Source organism: Curtobacterium sp. AB451 (assembly GCF_050585845.1).
Classification (GTDB): domain Bacteria; phylum Actinomycetota; class Actinomycetes; order Actinomycetales; family Microbacteriaceae; genus Curtobacterium.
The window spans coordinates 431,669-449,076 of record NZ_JBOBQG010000004.1; the positions used below are offsets into that span (position 1 = coordinate 431,669).

The following is a 17,408-nucleotide window of genomic DNA, read 5'->3' on the forward strand; positions in this document are numbered from 1 at the left end:
GGCCGGACGGGGAACGCGGCTCGGTGAGCGTCGAGTTCGCGGTCGTGCTCCCCGTCGTCGCGCTGGTCCTGACCTCGCTCGTCGCGGCCGTGCTCGTCGTGGACGCCGTCGGTCGTCTCGAGGTCGCTGCGGCCACCGCGGCACGGGCGTACGGCCGCGGTGACGACGATGCCGGCCTGGCGGCGGTCGCGCAGCTCGCGCCCGGAGCCGACGTCACGGTGCACCGCGGCGACGGCGTGGTCTGCGTCCGGGCCGAACGGGGAGCGACGGGCCCGTTCGCAGCCGTCCCGCTCGGCGCCACCGGGTGCGCGGCCGAGGCCGGCCGGTGACCGAGCGCGGGTCCGCGACGGTGGTGGTGGCGGTGGTCGTCGGCGTGACGCTCCTCGTGGTGACCGCAGCGCTCGCCGCGGCGGGTCTCCGCGTCGCCGGCGTCCGCGCCCAGGCCGCCGCGGACGCCTCGGCGCTCGCGGCCGCGGCGGCCGTCGTCGGGCTCGTCCCCGGCGAACCGTGCGGGGTCGCAGCACGCGTCGCAGCGCGGAACGAGGCGACGCTCGACACCTGCGTGACCGCCGCTGCCGCCGCCCGCGTCCGCGTCCTGGTCGGCGGCGGACCGTTCGCCGTGGGCGCAGTCGCCGTCGCCGGTCCGGCGGACGACCAGCCCGAACACTATGTGTATGGTGTGCCTGTCGGCCCCCGGTCATCGGTGCCCCGGTCGACCCGGACGCGCTCGTCGTCCAGGGCCGACGCGCACCATCGATCAAGGAGACACGTGCCAGGCACGAAGAAGCTCGTCATCGTCGAGAGCCCCGCGAAGGCCAAGACGATCGCGCAATACCTCGGTGACGGATACGAGGTCCAGGCGTCCGTCGGACACATCCGGGACCTCGTCGAGCCCAAGAACCTCCCGGCCGAGCTCAAGAAGGGCTCGCTCGGCAAGTTCTCGGTGGACGTCGACAACGGCTTCGAGCCCTACTACGTCGTCTCGGACGCGAAGAAGAAGACGGTCTCCGAGCTGAAGCGTGCCCTCAAGGAAGCCGACGAGCTCTACCTCGCAACTGATGAGGATCGCGAGGGCGAGGCCATCGCGTGGCACCTGCTCCAGGTGCTGAAGCCCAAGGTGCCCGTCAAGCGCATGGTGTTCCACGAGATCACGAAGGAGGCGATCCAGCGCGCGCAGGAAGCCACCCGTGAGCTCGACACCGCCCTCGTCGACGCCCAGGAGACCCGTCGCATCCTCGACCGTCTCTACGGCTACGAGGTCTCGCCCGTGCTCTGGCGCAAGATCGGTCCGGGGCTCTCCGCGGGCCGGGTGCAGTCCGCCGCCACGCGTCTCGTCGTGGACCGCGAACGCGAGCGCCTCGCGTTCGTCGCCGCCAACTACTGGGACCTCAGTGCACGCTTCGAGAAGGAGGGCGACGCCGCCTTCACCGCTCGACTCGCCCGTGTCCAGGGGACCCGTGTCGCCTCCGGTCGTGACTTCGACGACCGCGGTGAGCTGAAGGGCGAGGCCGTCCGCCTCGACGAAGCCGCCGCCGCCGCGCTCACGACCGTCATCGAACGCGCCGGTGACGCCACCGTGCGCAGCGTCGAGTCGAAGCCCTACACCCGCCGTCCTGCCGCGCCGTTCACGACGTCGACCATGCAGCAGGAGGCGGCGCGCAAGCTCCGTCTGTCGCCGCGGCAGACCGCTCGTGCCGCGCAGACGCTGTACGAGAACGGGTACATCACCTACATCCGTACCGACTCGGTCAACCTGTCGAAGCAGGCGCTCGACGCCGCGCGCAAGCAGGCTGCCGACCTCTACGGCGCGGCGACCGTGCCGGACAAGCCGCGCGTCTACGCGAGCAAGAGCAAGAACGCGCAGGAAGCGCACGAGGCGATCCGTCCGGCGGGCGACACCTTCCGGACCCCGTCCCAGCTCGAGGGCACCCTGACCGGTGTCGAGTGGCGTCTCTACGACCTCATCTGGAAGCGCACGATCGCTTCGCAGATGGCGGACGCGAAGGGCTCCACGGCGTCGATCGTCCTCGGCATCTCCTCCACCGAGTCGGTCGAGGGCATCCCGTCGACGGCGAACGGCACCGACGCCGAGTTCACGGCGTCCGGCACCGTCATCACCTTCCGCGGGTTCCTCAACGCCTACGAGGAAGGCAAGGACGAGGACCGCCACGAGTCGTCGGACCGCTCGGGCAACGACGTCGCCCTGCCCGACGTCAAGGAAGGCGAGCACCTCACCGTCGACGACGTCCTCGCCAAGGGGCACGACACCACGCCGCCGCCCCGCTACACCGAGGCGAGCCTCATCAAGACCCTCGAGGACCTCGACATCGGTCGTCCGTCGACGTTCCCGACGATCAGCCCGACGATCATCGACCGCGGCTACGTGTCCCTCCGAGGGACCCAGCTCGTGCCGAACTGGATCGCGTTCAGCGTGGTCCGGCTGCTCGAGGACTACTTCGGTGACCTCGTGCAGTACCAGTTCACGGCCGACATGGAAGCCGACCTCGACCGGATCGCGAACGGCGACGCCGACCGCGTCGACTGGCTCAAGGAGTTCTACTTCGGCGGCGGCGACCACCGCGGCCTCCGGACGGTCATCGACAACCTCGGCGAGATCGACGCGCGCGAGATCAACTCGGTCGAGCTCGCACCGGGACTCACCCTGCGCATCGGTCGGTACGGCCCCTACATCGAGGTGCCGGGCGACGACCCCGAGAAGCCCCGTCGCGTCAACGTGCCCGAGGACCTCGCGCCCGACGAGCTCACCGCCGAGAAGGCACGCGAGCTCGTGGACGCGCCGGTGCTCGGCGACCGCGTGGTCGGCATCAACCCCGAGACCGGCAAGGAGGTCCTCGCGAAGGACGGCCGGTTCGGTCCGTACGTGACCGAGCGCACCCCGGAGCCCGAGGCCGCGGTCGACCCCGCGACCGGCGAGGTCCTCGACGCGCAGGCCGCACCGGCCGCCGCCGAGGCGGAGCCGGCGGCGAAGACCACCGCGAAGGGTGCCGCCGCGAAGAAGGCGCCGGCGAAGAAGACCACGAAGAAGGCCGCCGCCCCGAAGGAGCGCACCGCGTCGCTCTTCAAGTCGATGGACCCGCAGACGGTCGACCTCGAGACCGCGCTCAAGCTCCTTGACCTACCCCGGGTCGTCGGCAAGGACCCGGAGTCCGGCGACGACATCACCGCGCAGAACGGCCGCTACGGCCCCTACCTCAAGAAGGGCACGGACACCCGGACGCTGCCCTCCGAGGACGCGATCTTCGATGTCGACCTGCCCGGCGCGCTCGAGCTCTTCGCACAGCCGAAGTACGGCGGCCGCCGTGCCGCGAGTGCCGCGCTCAAGGAGTTCGACGCCGACCCGGTGTCCGGCAAGCCGATCAAGATGAAGGACGGCCGGTTCGGTCCGTACGTCACCGACGGCGAGACCAACGCGACGATCCCGCGCGGCGAGGACGTCGAGGCGGTCGACCACGCGCGTGCCGTGCAGCTCATCGCCGACAAGCGCGCCAAGGGCCCGGTGAAGAAGAAGGCACCGGCGCGGAAGCCTGCGGCCAAGAAGAAGTGACCGGCCGGTTCATCACGCTCGAGGGCGGCGACGGTGCGGGCAAGACGACGCAGGCGGAGCTGCTGACCGACTGGCTCGAGGAGCACGGTCGGACCGTGGTGCGCACGCGCGAGCCCGGCGGGACGGACCTCGGCACCCGGATCCGCGAGATCGTCCTGCACGAGCGGGGTCACGTCGCGCCCCGGGCCGAGGCGCTCCTCTACGCGGCCGACCGGGCGCACCACGTCGAGACGCTCGTGCGTCCCGCGATCGCGCGTGGCGACGTCGTGCTGCAGGACCGGTACATCGACTCGTCGGTGGCGTACCAGGGCGTGGCCCGCGGCCTCGGTGCCGAGCACATCCGCTCGGTGTCCGACTGGGCCGCCGGCGGGCTCGCGCCGGATCGCACGATCCTGCTCGACCTCGACGTCACCCTCGGACGTGCGCGCGTCGCTGCGGCGCGCGGGGACACCTTCGACCGGCTCGAGTCCGAGGCCGAGGCGTTCCACGAGACGGTCCGCCGGGCCTTCCTCGACATGGCCGCCGCCGAGCCCGAGCGCTTCCTCGTCGTCGACGCCGCACTGCCCGCGGCGGACGTCCAGCGTATGATCCGAGCAGCGGTCGCCCCGCTGGTCGGGATCGTCGAGGGATGACGGTGGCGACTGGCAGGATGATCCCGTGAGCGTGTGGGACGGCCTGACCGGGCAAGAGGAAGCGGTCGCGTCGCTCCGCAACGCGGCCGAGTCGCCCGACGGCACCGGCGGCATGACGCACTCGTGGCTCATCACCGGGCCACCCGGGTCCGGTCGGTCGAACGTGGCGTCCGCCTTCGCCGCCGCCCTCGTCGGCAACGGCCCGGACGACGACCACACCCTCCAGCAGATCACCGCGAAGACCCATCCCGACGTCTCGGTCCTGACCACGCAGCGGGTCATCATCACCATCGACGAGATCCGGCAGCTGGTGACCTCGTCGCACTACTCGCCCTCGGTCGGGCGGTACCGCGTGGTGATCATCGAGGACGCCGACCGCATGACGGAACGCACCTCGAACCTGCTGCTCAAGGCGCTCGAGGAACCGCCGGAGCGCACCGTGTGGATCCTCTGCGCCCCGAGCGAGGCCGACCTCCTGCCCACCATCCGGTCACGCGTGCGCTCGGTCCGCCTGCGCGTGCCGGGCATCGAGTCCGTCGCCGACCTCATCGTCGCCCGCACCGGTGTCGACCGTGCGCTCGCGATGGACGCCGCACGCCAGGCGCAGAGCCACATCGGGATGGCGCAGCGTCTCGCCACGAGCGAGGACGCCCGCGACCGTCGGCGTCGGACCCTGACGACGGTGCTCGGGGTCCGGACGGTCGGTGACGCCGTGATGGCTGCCGCCGACCTGCTCGCCGTCGCCGACGAGGACGCCAAGGCGATCACGCAGCAGCGCGACTCCGAGGAACGCGACGCCGCACTCCGGTCGCTCGGGATCGAGCCGGGCGGCACGATCCCGCCGGCCCTCCGCTCGCAGCTGCGGCTGCTGGAAGAGGACCAGAAGCGTCGTGCCACACGGAGCCTCCGGGACGGCCTGGACCGCATCCTCGTCGACGTCTCGTCGCTGTACCGCGACCTGCTGCTGCTCGGGCTCGGGGCACCCGCGGAACCGGTGAACCTCGCGATGCGGGAACACCTCGACCACGCACTGCAGTCGGTGACGCCGGCCGCTGCGCTCGAGGTGCTCGACGCGATCGCCCTCGCCCGGCAGCGGATCGCCGCGAACGTGGCGGCGTTGCTGGCGCTCGAGGCGCTGCTCGTCACGATCGCCCGCGCGAGCCGTTGACCCACGCCAGCACCTGACCCGCGCGAGCCGCGCGAGCCGCGCGAGCCGCGCGAGCCGCCCCAGCGGGTCGAGCCGCTGACCGGCGCCACCCGTGTCCCCGCGCCCGCCGCGGGAACCGCCGACCTGCGGGACCCGGCCACCCACCAGGGGCAGGCCGACGCGTGCAGCTGCACCGCGCCTCCAGTCCGTCCCGAACCGCACCCTGTGACGTTCCCCATCCGTCCGCACCTCCCCGCATGGGACAATCACGGCATGTCCGACGCAGAACCCGGCCTGCGCGAGCGGAAGCGCCGCGCCACCCGACTCGCGATCCAGCAGGCCGCGCTCCGCATCGCGATCGAGGAAGGCCTCCCCGCGGTGACCGTCGACGAGATCTCGCGCCGTGCCGACGTCTCGCCGCGGACGTTCTTCAACTACTTCCCGAACAAGGAGGGCGCGCTCCTCGGCGACGATCCGACGCTGCCGGACGACGCAACCCTCGCGGACTTCGTGGCCGGCGGGCCGACGGGAGACCTGCTGGCCGACCTCGGCGCGTTGCTCGTGCACTCGACCCGCGAACTCATCGAGGAGCGCGGGCTGATCGAGGAGCGGCAGCAGGTGCTGCGGGCAGCTCCCGAGCTCTTCAGCAGGCGGATGGAGTCCATGAAGGAGTTCCAGGGGGCGATCGAAGGCGCGATCGTGGCGCGGTTCGCGGCGGCGGCAGGCGAGGCGCCTGGTGCCGCGGTGGACGCCGCGGGCACGCCCCCGGAGCGCCGCCGTCGGGCGCGCCTGGCATCCCTCGTGGCGTTGGCCACGCTCCGTCACGCGTGGTGGGAGTGGTCGGACGCTGAGTCGGAGACGCACCTCGTCGACGAGCTCGAACGGTCCTTCGCCGACCTCGACGCGCTCGTTTCGCGTTCGCTCGTCTGAACCTGTATAGTCGTGTCCCGTGCCGCTCCGGCAACGGAGCGTCCGCCGCCTTAGCTCAGTCGGCAGAGCGATTCACTCGTAATGAATAGGTCGTCGGTTCGATTCCGACAGGCGGCTCCCGCAAAAGCCCTGATCCCATTTCTCCTCTGGAGAATGTGATCAGGGCTTTTTCGTTGGATCAATGTGCACAGCGGAGAACACCCGCTGACCCTCCGACTCTCTGGCCCTCCGGTGGAACGTCAGCCAGGTGGACGAACACCACTGCCCAGCTGGCCAGTGTCCCGCAATGGGCCGACCACTCATCGGTGGCCAGATGGTGGGCCCACATGATTCCGCCGAGGGATGTGGTGAGCCGTTCTTCGAAGGAACCTTGAGTTCTCGCGAGGGGCGAGGAGACCGGCCTGATTCGGCCGTCACGAGGGGATGTTCACCATGTTCGAACTGTTTCGTCACGCAGGGCGTCGCCGGATTGCCGTCGTTCTGGCAGTCGGCGCACTGGCACTCGGCCCGGTCGTTGCCGCGAGCCCGGCACAGGCAGCTTCTACGAGATGCAACCCCGTTGCGAAGCACTACACAGTGACTGAAGCGAGCGTCAAGTACTCCGTCGGGACCATCACCATCAACACGAACAACTGCCGATCGGGCTCCAAGATGACGTCGTCATCTGCTTCGATGAAGTGGGATCCGTCGCCGTTGGGCGCGGGTGCCGGATGGCGCTTCGACAACAACACCACGTCGCGCCGGGGCACCGATGCGCAGATGGCGGGTTGGGTGTCCACCGCCGTGATGAAGCTCTGTGCCCCAACTCAGGTGTCGCCGATCTGCTCCTTCGGCGAGACCTTCCAAGTGACTTACACTGGGTACACCGACAACTTCGTCGGCCCGCAGGTGCAGCCGGCATTCAAATGCACCAACTCGTACTGCAAGCTCCACTTCAAGAAGGCGTAGCTCATGAGTCGACGACGCACCCGGCCGGTCAGGCAGTGGCTGCCACTCCTCGCGCTCGTTGTCGGCCTGATTGCAAGCGCCATCGGTGAGCGAGCCGGGCAGCCCAACTCGTGGCTGTGGTTCGGCGGAGGTGTCGTCGTCGCCGTCATCTGGGCTCTGCTCGTGCGCCGTCGACCTCGCACCTAGCAACCTCGCGAAGGGTCCTCCGGCACTGCGGTGCCGGAGGACCCTTCGTCGTCACGAGCGGAGTGACAGCAACTGGTGGCGCTGCCGGTGACTGCTGGCCTGACAGCAGTTCATCTCGCCGCTGATCGATCTCGAACTCGATGCCGGTCCGAGATCCAGCTCGAGATCACACCGGGCGCCCGGCCACGGCCAGGCGCCCGGGGTGCGTGTCACGGCAGGTAGTACGTCGGGTTCGGCAGCTTCACGCTCCGGTCCGCCGACCCACCGAGCAGGTCGCTGTACTGGTCACCGAAGTTCGCCACGACGTCGTACCGGCCGCCCGACCGCGACTCGATGTGCGCACGCGTCTGCGACTTGTACTCGACGGTGGTGCACTTGGCCGCGGCGCAGGTGATGTAGGACGGCTGCTGCGAGGCGCCGACGCCGGTCCACTTCGTGTAGTACGTCTGCGTGCCGCGTTGCGTCGCCTGGAACTGCGGGTATCCGACCTTCTGCAGGTTCTCGATCGTGGCGGTCTTCTGGTCGTCGTTACGCCCGGTGAGCCCGATGATCGTGCAGCCGGAGCGCTGGGCGACGGACACGAGCGAGGTCATCGACGGGGTCGCGGGGAAGCGCTCGTCCTGCACCCACTCGTCCTGCAGTGCGGGGTCGAACACGAAGTGCATGTCGGCGACCTCCATGTCGTAGGTCCACAGCGTCGTGTCGTCGGCGTCGAGCACGATGGCCGGGTTGCGGTGGAGCTTCCGGCCGACGGCGCACTGTGCGGCGACGACGGGGGCCTGCTTCGCCACGATGGAGCGCATCTCGCGGATGTAGGGGGAGTCGGTGCGGTTCGCGAGTCCGGTGCCGGGGTCGCCGTAGTACGTCGCGATGGTCTTCTTGACGGAGTCGATGTTCGGGATGCCCTCACCGCTCTGGGTGGCGCCCGAGGAGCCGTCGGCGGCCATCGTGAAGTGCGTGCGGGGCGTCAGGCGCGGCTCGGAGACGCCGGGCAGGTCGGCCGAGGGCAGGTAGTAGGTCGGGTTCGGCAGCTTCACGGAGCGGTCGGCGTACCCGCCCTGCAGGTCGCTCCACTGGTCGCCGATGTTCAGGGTGATGTCGTAGCCGAGGTCCTGCTCGATGTGCTTCCGGGTCAGTGCCTTGTACTCGACGGTGGTGCACTTGGCGGTGGCGCAGGTGATGTACGACGGCTGCTGGGACGCGCCGACCCCGGTCCACTTCGTGAAGAAGCGGTCGTTCGTGAAGGCGGTGTAGCCGACCTTCGACAGGTTCTGGACGGTGGCGGCCTTCTGGTCGTCGTTCCGACCGGTCAGCCCGAAGATCGTGAAGCCGAGCGCCTGTGCCCGGTTCACGAACCCGACCATCGACGGCGTGGCCGGGAAGCGCTCGTCCTGCACCCACTCGTCCTGCAGTGCGGGGTCGAACACGAAGTGCATGTCGGCGACCTCCATGTCGTAGGTCCACAGCGTCGTGTCGTCGGCGTCGAGGACGATCGCGGGCTTCTCGCCGCGTCGGACCGCGGCGTCGTGGATGCGCCGCAGCTGGGCGCTCTGGCGGTCCACGATGGAGCGCATCTCGCGGATGTACGGCGAGTCCGTGCGGTTCGCGATCCCGGTGCCGGGGTCGCCGTAGTAGGTGGCGATGGTCTTCTTGACCGAGTCGATGTTCGGGATGCCCTCGCCGCCCTGGGTCGCGCCGGACGACCCGTCGGCCGCCATCGTGAACTGCGTGCGCGGCTGCAGTCCGGCGTCGGCCGAGTGCCCTGGTGGTGTCCACCCGTGTCCCGGCGACCCCCAGCCGTGTGCGGCTGCCGGCGTGACGCCGACGAGGGTCGAGGTGAGGACGATCGCCGCGCTCGTGGCGACGGCGGACAGGACGGATCGGCGCATGGCGGAGACCTGATCGCTTTCTGCTGGTGGGGCGGTCGTCGGACGCGACCGCTGCACCCCCGTTCGGGGGTGCAGCAGCACGCTAGCTGGCAATCGGCCGTGCGGTCCATACCAATGTGCTGCGGGTGGACAGCGGTGTGCCGTTCGGGCGTCCTGGTAGACAGGTGGCATGACGGTTCGCTGGGGAGTCATCGGTACGGGCGGCATCGCACGGTCCTTCGTGGGCGACTGCACGGCGGCGGGGATCGAGTTCGTCGCGGTCGGCAGTCGGACGGCCGCGGGTGCCGAGGCATTCGCGGCCGAGTTCGCGATCCCGCGGGCACACGGTTCCTACGAGGACCTCGTCGCGGACGACGAGGTGGACGCCGTCTACGTCGCGACCCCGCACTCGCGGCACGCGGCGGACGCCCTGCTCGCCATCGAGGCCGGCAAGCACGTCCTCGTCGAGAAGGCCTTCACGATCACGGCGGACGAGGCGAGGCGCGTCGTCGACGCCGCCCGGCGCGCCGACGTCGCCGTGATGGAGGCGATGTGGACGCGCTTCCTCCCGCAGATGGCGATGATCCGCGAGCTGGTCTCCGAGGGGCGGATCGGCCGGGTCCGACTCGTCGAGGCCACCCACCACCAGGCGCTGCCGTCCGACCCGGCACACCGCCTGAACGACCCGGAGCTCGGCGGCGGGGCCCTGCTCGACCTCGGCATCTACCCGGTGTCGTTCGCCGTGGACGTCCTCGGTGTCCCGACGTCGGTCGTCGCTGCCGGCACCCTCAGCGACCAGGGCGTCGACACCCAGATGGGCCTCGTCCTGACGCACGAGGGCGGCACGCAGTCGATGCTCCACTTCGGTCTCGATCTCGCGAGCCCGAACACGGCCTCGATCATCGGCGAGGACGGTCGCATCGACCTCGACTCGACGTGGTTCACCCCGACGACGTGGCGGCTCCGCGACCGCGACGGCCGTGTGGTCGAGGAGTTCGACGGCCGCGAGGAGCTCGCCGGCTACGCGCACGAGGCGCGCGCCTTCGAGTCCATGGTCGAGTCCGGCACCCACGAAGGCGGCCCGATGGACCCCGAGGAGACCATCGCGATCATGGCCCTCATGGACGAGGCGCGCCGCCAGGTCGGCGTCCGGTACCGAGCCGACGGCGCCCGCGCGAGGGCCCGCTGATCGCCGCGGTCCCAGAAGAGGGCCTGGAGGCTCCTGCCGCAGTTCCGTAGGATCGTTCGCGATGTCCGAGCAGCAGCCCTCACCGCGCGGCGTCGCGGATCGCCTCCGCGCCGCGCGCACCGCCGTCTGCGCCTCGTTCGCACGACGCCCGGTCCCGTGGATCGCGGGCGGCCTCGCGACCGTGCTCGTGCTCGGTTCCGGCGGCGCCGTGGCGGTGGCGGCGGCGACCATGCCGACGCCCGAGACCACGACGGCCGCGACGGCGACACCGTCGACGTCGAGCAGCGCCACGCCGACGACGACCGCACCCACACCGACACCGACGCCGAGCGGCCGGACGGTGCCGGACGACGCCGCCGGTCCGTCCGCACTCCGGACCTGCACCATCACGACCGCCGCCTCGGCGAGCGGCCTCGGCGCGTTCGAGGGGTACGTGATGAACGCGAAGACGGGTGACGTGCTGTTCTCCCGGAACGGAGACAAGGCCGCGCAGACGGGCAGCGTCATGAAGACCCTGACCACGGCGACCGCCCTGGCCGTCCTCGGGGGCGACCACCGCATCCCGACCACCGTGACGAAGGAGTCCGGCGGCGCGATCGCCCTCGTCGGCCACGGCGACGCGACCCTGTCCGCCGGCGGTGCCACGGTCTACCCGGGGGCGCCGACGCTCGCGCAGCTCGCCCAGCAGGTCAAGGCGAAGCTCGGCAGCACCCCGGTCACGACGATCGTCGCAGACGGCACCTACTGGAGCGCCGCCGACGCCTGGGACCCGACGTGGCCGGTCAGCGAACGGACGATCGGGTACCAGCCCGAGGTCACCGCGCTCATGGTGGACGGGGACCGGGCGAACCCCGGGGCCCAGACCTCGCCGCGCTCCACGGACCCCATCGGCCGTGCCGGGGCGCTGTTCAAGACGGCCCTCGCGAACGCCGGGGTCGCCGGTGCCGCGAACGCCCAGGTCGTGCAGCGCGCGACGACCAGCTCGGACACGATCGCCACGGTCTCGTCGCAGCCGGTGTCGACGCTCATCGGTCAGATGATCCCGAACTCGGACAACACGCTGGCCGAGATGCTCGCGCGGATCTCGTCGAAGGAGTCCGGCGCGAACGGGTCCGCCGCGTCGCTGACGTCCGTGTACCAGGCGGCGCTGGGGACGTACGGCGTCGACCCGTCCGGCATCGTCATCAAGGACGGCTCGGGGGAGAGCGCCGCGAACGCCGTGTCGCCGAACTTCGTCGCCCACCTCATGGTGCAGGTGGCGGCCGGCGCGAAGGGACTGGGGACGCTCGCGAACGCCCTGCCCGTGTCGGGGCAGTCGGGCACGCTGGCGAGCCGCTTCACCGGCGCGAACGCCGTCGCCCGCGGCAAGGTGCACGCGAAGACCGGCTGGATCGACAGCGCGAACACGCTGGGCGGCTACATCGACGCCGCTGACGGCACCCGTCTGACCTTCGCGTTCTACGCCATCGGGTCGTCACGGGCGGCGGCGCTGCCGGCGCTCGACGCGGTGACCGCGGCGACGTACTCGTGCGGGAGCCGGCTCACCGGGTCCTGAGCCCGCGGGTGTTGGATGGTCACATGTCCAGGGCACTCCTCGTCGTCGACGTCCAGAACGACTTCACCGAGGGCGGTGCCCTCGGGGTGACCGGCGGGGACGACCTCGCGCGGCGCATCACCGCCTTCCTCGGCCGGCACGCCGACGAGTACGACCTCATCGTGGGGTCCCGTGACTGGCACCACGGCGACGACGACAACGGCGGGCACTTCGCCGGTCCCGAGGGCCCGGACTACGAGACGACCTGGCCGGTCCACTGCGTCGCCGGGACGCCGGGGGCCGAGTACCACCCGCGACTCGACACCACGGTGATCGACGTCCACGTCCTCAAGGGGCAGGGGACGCCGGACTACTCGGCATTCCAGGCGTGCACCGAGGACGGCACCGGGTTGCCGGAGGTCCTCGCCGAGCACCGGGTCGTCACCGTCGACGTCGTCGGCATCGCCACCGACCACTGCGTCCGGGCGACGGCGCTCGACGCCCGTGCTGCCGGGTACGACGTCGCGGTGTACGACGACCTGGTCGTCGGTGTGGACGACGTCCGGAGCGCCCGGGCGCTCGACGAGGTCCGTGCCGCCGGCGGGCACGTCGACCACAGCGACATGGACGAGGGGCTCGCGAACCCCGGGGGAGCGGTCCTCTGACCACCGGGACCGACCCGCGCGCCGCCTGAGCCGCACGACCCCGGCCTCGGCTGCGGCCCGGCCCGGCCCGGCCCCGGCCCCGGCCGGGCCCGCCGCGCCGACCGACTCAGACGAGCAGCTGGTGCTTGGCGAGGTCGCGGTAGAGCGGCGTGGACTCGACGAGCTCGGAGTGGGTCCCGACCCCGACGACCCGGCCGTGCTCGAGCACGACGATCACGTCGGAGTCGACGACCGTCGACAGCCGGTGCGCGATGACGAGCAGCGTGCGGTCCTCGGCGACGGCGTCGATCGCGAGGCGCATCTTCTGCTCGTTGACGCCGTCGAGCGACGAGGTCGACTCGTCGAGCAGCAGGATCGGGGGAGCGGCGAGGAGCGCCCGGGCGATCGCGAGTCGCTGCCGCTCGCCGCCGGAGAGCATCACGCCGTCCTCGCCGACCTGGGCGTCGAGGCCGCGGGGGTCGCGGTGCAGCACCTCGCCGAGGTTGACCGCCTCGAGCACCCGGACGCAGTCGTCCTCGGTGGCGTCCGGCGAGCCGAGCAGCAGGTTCGCGCGGATCGTGCCGGCGAGCACGGGCGCGTCCTGCTCGACGTAGCCGATCTGGGCGCGGAGCTCGGCGCGGTCGAGCCCGCGCACATCGACGCCGCCGAGTCGGATCACGCCGTCGGTCGGGTCGTAGAACCGCTCGATGAGGGCGAGCGTGGTCGACTTGCCGGCGCCGGACGGCCCGACGAGCGCGACGCGCGCCCCGCGCGGCACCCGGAAGGACACGTCGTGGAGCACCACGTCGTCGACGGGGCTGTCGTCGGCGGGGCGATCCGCGCCTCCGGGACCGGCGGCGGGTGCGGCGCCGTCGGCGCCCGACGCCTGAGCGGCGCGCGCGTACCGGAACGACACGTGTTCGAAGGCGATCGCGTCGTCGCTCTCGACGGCGGCGGCGACGCGCACCGCCTGGTCGTCCTGCGCCTCGGTCGGCAGGTGCAGGATCTCCTCGATGCGACCGAGGGCGCCGAGCGCCTGCGCGACGGCGACGGCCGCGCCCATGGCCTGCCCGAGCGGCATGATCATCATGAACAGCAGCAGGATGAAGGTGATCAGGGTCGCGATCGTGATCGTGCCCGCGGCGACCTGGGCGCCGCCGACGCCGAGGACGGCGATGAACGCCACCTGCATGACGATGCTCGCGACCGGGACGACGAACGCGGACATCTTCGCGATGTCGAGTCCGCGACGGTAGGCCTCGGTCGCGTGGCCGTCGACCTCGTCGACCTCGCGCTCCGTGGCGCCGGCGGCACGGATCGTCCGGACGGCGCCGATGCCGCGCTCGACCGCCGCGGTGAGGTCGCCGACCTTCTCCTGCGCACGCTTCGACGCGATCCGGATGCGACGGCTCAGGCCACCGACGACGACGATCGCGACGAGCACGATGACCACCGTGATGCCGAGGAGCAGGGGGTCGATGATCGCCATCGCGATGATCGCGCCGAGGAACGTCAGCGCCCCACCGATCGACTCGATGAGCCCCTGCGTGAGCACGGCGCGCAGCAGGGTCGTGTCGCTGCCGACCCGCGAGACGAGGTCACCGGTCCGCCGGGTGTCGAACTCCGAGATGGGCAGGTTGAGGATGCGCGCGATGAGCTTGCGGCGGGTGGAGAGCACGACGCCCTCGCCCGCGCGCTGGAGCAGGAAGTGCTGCACGCCGTTGAGGAGCCCGGACACGACCACGAGCACGACCAGGAGCCACACGAGGGTGCTGAGCGTGTTGCCGCGCTGCACGGCGGTGACGACCTGGTTGACCAGGAGCGGCTGCGCGAGCGAGGCACCGGCACCGAGCACGCTCAGCACGATGATCACGACCATCGCGGGCTTGTTCTCGAACAGGTAGCTCAGCAGGCGGCCGAAGGTGGCGCGGGGACCGTCGGACTTCTTGGGTCGCGCGAAGGGGAGGCTCATCGTGTTCCTAGTTTCTGCCGTACTTCTTGTGCACTGCCTGTCGGCTGACGCCGAGCAGCGTCGCGATCTCCTGCCACGAGGCGCCGGCGTTCCGGGCTCGTCGGGCAGCGAGTTCCTCGGTCCGGTCGAGCTCACGGCGGAGCTCGCGCACACTGGCCAGGGCCGAGAACGGGTCGTCCCCGGCGGCGCCGGCGGCGAGGCTCGTGATGGTCGGTCGGTCCACGGACGTCAACCTACATTGACGCACCGACAGTGTCAATCTGGGTTGACGCGCCGGTCGGTGGCGCGGGTCGATGGCGGGCCGACCCGGAACGACATCACCGACGTCGTGCGACGTCGGTGATGTCGTTCCACAGCGCGCACGAGCGTGCGCGTCTGCAACGTGCGACACCGTCGACGTCGTACGACAGCGACATCGTCGCTCCGAGTCCGCGCCCGCCGGGCCGGAGCACAGACGGACGGGAGGCGCGGTGCCAGCTGGCACCGCGCCTCCCGTCTGCGGAGGTGGTCGAGTCAGGCGCGCGCGTCGACCGGTGCCGCGTCCGGTTCGCCCGCGGCGTCCGCCGCGTCGAGCGCCGCGCTCTTCGTCTCACGCACGAACAGGAGGGCGACGAGCGTCACCACCGCGGCGATCGTGAGGTACAGGCCGACGAGGAAGATGTCCCCGTCCGGCTGCCAGAGTGCCAGGGCGATGGTCGGCGCGAGCGACGCGCCGAGGATCGACGCGACGTTGTAGGCGATCGCCGAGCCGGTGTACCGGACGTTCGTCGGGAAGAGCTCCGGCAGCAGGGCGCCCATCGGACCGAACGTCAGGCCCATCAGCGACAGCCCGACGACGAGGAACGTGACCACCGTGATCGGACCGGTGGACGCGGCGAACCAGAGCTGGAACGTCAGGCCGAACAGCGCGATGCCGATCGTCGTCGGGATGAGGGTGCGGCGACGGCCGAACCGGTCGGCGAGGAAGCCGGCGACCGGCGTGAAGATGCCGAAGAACACCACGCCGATCATGAGCAGGGTGAGGAACTCGCCGCGGGAGTAGCCCAGGCCGATCTTCGGGACGAGCGGGCCGGCCTCGGCGCCCGTGGTGCCGTAGGACAGGGTGAACGTCGTCATGAAGTAGAAGAGGACGTAGGTCGCGACCATGCCGAAGGTGCCGATGATGACCGCGCGCCACGAGGTGCGGAAGACCCGGCCGAGCGGGATCTTCGCGACCGAACCGGACTCCTGGACGCCCCGGAACACCGTCGACTCGACGAGCTTGAACCGCACGTAGAGGCCCACGATGACGAGGACGGCGGAGAGCAGGAACGGGATCCGCCAGCCCCAGGCCTGGAACTCCGGGTTCGGGGTGCCGTCCGCGCCGGCCGGCATCGCCGCGTTGATCGCGATGAACAGGCCGTTGGCGAGCAGGAAGCCGATCGGCGCGCCGAGCTGCGGCATCGAGCCGAACACGCCGCGCTTGCCCTTCGGGGCGTTCTCGGTCGCGAGCAGTGCCGCGCCCGACCACTCGCCACCGAGGCCGACGCCCTGGGCGAAGCGCATCACGGCGAGCAGGACCGGCGCCCAGATGCCGATCGAGGCGAACGTCGGCAGGCAGCCGATCAGGAAGGTGGCGGTGCCCATCACCAGCAGGGACGCCACGAGGGTCGCCTTGCGGCCGACGCGGTCACCGAAGTGGCCGAAGATGATCGAGCCGATCGGACGGGCGAAGAACGCGAGGGCGAACGTCACGAACGAGGACAGCTGCGAGGCCGTCGGGTCCTCGTTCGGGAAGAAGAGGGTCGGGAAGACGAGGACCGCGGCGGTGGCGTAGACGTAGAAGTCGTAGAACTCGATGGACGTGCCGACGAGGCTGGCGATCACGACGCGGGAGCGCGGGTTGCCTGCGGTCTTCGGGGCTGCGGGTGCCGGTGCGGCGGACATGGGGTGAGTGGACTCCGAGAATGACGCTCGTGAGGAGCGCAGCGGTGTTCCGGACGGCGGACACCGGTCGGTTCGCGCAGGGTGGCGCGGACACCGATGGGGTGCGTTCGGTTCGAGGTGGTGGGACCGCTTGTGACGGAAGCCCCTATCGTACGACAGATGTCGTGCACCTGCGAATCCACCCAGGAGCACCCGAGTGCGGGCCGGACGCGCCTCAGGCGAGCGGGCTGCCCGCTTCGAGGTGCGCGGGGAGCTGGTGTCCCATGCGGTCGCGCTTCGTGTCGAGGTAGCCGGCGTTCTGCGCCGAGATGCCCACCACGAGCGGCACGAGTCCTTCCACAGTGATCCCGTGCTCCTCGAGCTGGCGACGCTTCTCGGGGTTGTTCGACAGGAGCCGGACACTCGTGATGCCGAGGTCGGCGAGGATGCCGGCGGCACCGCCGTACGCCCGGGAGTCGGCGGGGAGGCCGAGCGCGAGGTTGGCGTCGAGCGTGTCGAGGCCGTCCTCCTGCAGGCGGTATGCCTTGAGCTTGTTGATGAGCCCGATGCCGCGCCCCTCCTGCCCGCGCAGGTAGATCACGACGCCACCCTCGGCGGCGATCGTGTCGAGTGCGGCGTCGAGCTGCGGGCCGCACTCGCACTTGAGCGAACCGAACGCCTCGCCCGTCAGGCACTCGGAGTGCACGCGCACGAGCGCGCCGTCGACCGGCTTCGCGCCTGCGGGGTCGGTGGCGATGATGGCGACGTGTTCCGCACTGGTCACGAGATCGCGGTAGGCGCGCATCTCGAACGTCCCGTGCGTCGTGGGCACGTTGGTCGAGACCTCGTACTGGACCGGGCTCCCGGGGGTGGGGGAGGTGAGTGCAT

At 70.9% G+C, this 17,408-nt stretch carries 13 protein-coding genes, 1 tRNA gene and 1 pseudogene; 10 read left to right on the top strand and 5 right to left on the bottom strand.

All coding sequences use genetic code 11. The features are described from left to right. Nucleotides 1–23: 23 nt before the first annotated feature. From ACQXVK_RS11985 to ACQXVK_RS12015, 7 genes are all read left to right on the top strand, one after another. Nucleotides 24–329 carry a hypothetical protein gene (locus tag ACQXVK_RS11985; RefSeq protein ID WP_049973497.1) on the top strand — a complete coding sequence of 102 codons (306 nt, stop codon included), beginning with the start codon at nt 24–26 and terminating at the stop codon, nt 327–329. A 440-nt stretch (nt 330–769) separates the two neighbouring features. Further along, on the top strand, nt 770–3,565 hold the full coding sequence (gene topA / locus ACQXVK_RS11990) for a type I DNA topoisomerase (RefSeq protein ID WP_430853779.1): 2,796 nt from the start codon (nt 770–772) through the stop codon (nt 3,563–3,565). Continuing rightward, nucleotides 3,562–4,197: a dTMP kinase gene (gene tmk, locus ACQXVK_RS11995; RefSeq protein WP_430853679.1), complete on the top strand. Its 636-nt coding sequence runs from the start codon at nt 3,562–3,564 to the stop codon at nt 4,195–4,197. Before topA ends, tmk begins: the two co-directional genes overlap by 4 nt. A 25-nt stretch (nt 4,198–4,222) precedes the next feature. Beyond that, entirely contained in the window at nt 4,223–5,365 is a 1,143-nt protein-coding gene (locus ACQXVK_RS12000) for a DNA polymerase III subunit delta' (protein WP_416394766.1), read from the top strand. Nucleotides 5,366–5,617: 252 nt separating this feature from the next. Further along, nucleotides 5,618–6,274 (top strand): TetR/AcrR family transcriptional regulator, encoded by a 657-nt coding sequence (locus ACQXVK_RS12005; RefSeq protein ID WP_430853680.1) that lies wholly within the window; start codon nt 5,618–5,620, stop codon nt 6,272–6,274. Between the two features lie 44 nt (nt 6,275–6,318). Further along, nucleotides 6,319–6,391: transfer RNA gene (locus ACQXVK_RS12010), tRNA-Thr, on the top strand. Between the two features lie 315 nt (nt 6,392–6,706). Beyond that, nucleotides 6,707–7,222 carry a hypothetical protein gene (locus ACQXVK_RS12015; protein ID WP_430853681.1) on the top strand — a complete coding sequence of 172 codons (516 nt, stop codon included), beginning with the start codon at nt 6,707–6,709 and terminating at the stop codon, nt 7,220–7,222. Nucleotides 7,223–7,617: 395 nt separating this feature from the next. Here ACQXVK_RS12015 and ACQXVK_RS12020 read toward each other — a convergent pair whose 3' ends face one another. Beyond that, nucleotides 7,618–9,297 carry an HAD family acid phosphatase gene (locus ACQXVK_RS12020; protein ID WP_430853682.1) on the bottom strand — a complete coding sequence of 560 codons (1,680 nt, stop codon included), beginning with the start codon at nt 9,295–9,297 and terminating at the stop codon, nt 7,618–7,620. 169 nt (nt 9,298–9,466) lie between these two features. Between ACQXVK_RS12020 and ACQXVK_RS12025 the strand changes: the two genes are divergently transcribed. From ACQXVK_RS12025 to ACQXVK_RS12035, 3 genes are all read left to right on the top strand, one after another. Further along, complete coding sequence (locus tag ACQXVK_RS12025; protein WP_416394772.1) at nt 9,467–10,465, top strand: Gfo/Idh/MocA family protein; 999 nt, start codon at nt 9,467–9,469, stop codon at nt 10,463–10,465. A gap of 61 nt (nt 10,466–10,526) precedes the next feature. After that, nucleotides 10,527–12,020, top strand: a complete 1,494-nt coding sequence (gene dacB, locus ACQXVK_RS12030; RefSeq protein WP_430853683.1) for a D-alanyl-D-alanine carboxypeptidase/D-alanyl-D-alanine endopeptidase — start codon at nt 10,527–10,529, stop codon at nt 12,018–12,020. Between the two features lie 23 nt (nt 12,021–12,043). After that, complete coding sequence (locus tag ACQXVK_RS12035; protein ID WP_430853684.1) at nt 12,044–12,664, top strand: isochorismatase family protein; 621 nt, start codon at nt 12,044–12,046, stop codon at nt 12,662–12,664. A 106-nt stretch (nt 12,665–12,770) separates the two neighbouring features. On the opposite strand, the gene ACQXVK_RS12040 is transcribed toward ACQXVK_RS12035, so the two are convergent. The 4 genes and pseudogenes from ACQXVK_RS12040 to ribA form a co-directional block, all read right to left on the bottom strand. Then, nucleotides 12,771–14,615 carry an ABC transporter ATP-binding protein gene (locus tag ACQXVK_RS12040; protein WP_430853685.1) on the bottom strand — a complete coding sequence of 615 codons (1,845 nt, stop codon included), beginning with the start codon at nt 14,613–14,615 and terminating at the stop codon, nt 12,771–12,773. A 7-nt stretch (nt 14,616–14,622) separates the two neighbouring features. Beyond that, a complete protein-coding gene (locus ACQXVK_RS12045) occupies nt 14,623–14,838 on the bottom strand; it encodes a hypothetical protein (RefSeq protein WP_022907338.1) in 216 nt (71 codons plus the stop codon). A gap of 290 nt (nt 14,839–15,128) precedes the next feature. After that, on the bottom strand, nt 15,129–16,541 hold the full coding sequence (locus ACQXVK_RS12050) for an MFS transporter (RefSeq protein ID WP_416394780.1): 1,413 nt from the start codon (nt 16,539–16,541) through the stop codon (nt 15,129–15,131). A gap of 214 nt (nt 16,542–16,755) precedes the next feature. Beyond that, nucleotides 16,756–17,400, bottom strand: a pseudogene (ribA, locus tag ACQXVK_RS12055) (GTP cyclohydrolase II); the annotation flags it as partial. Nucleotides 17,401–17,408 lie beyond the last annotated feature (8 nt).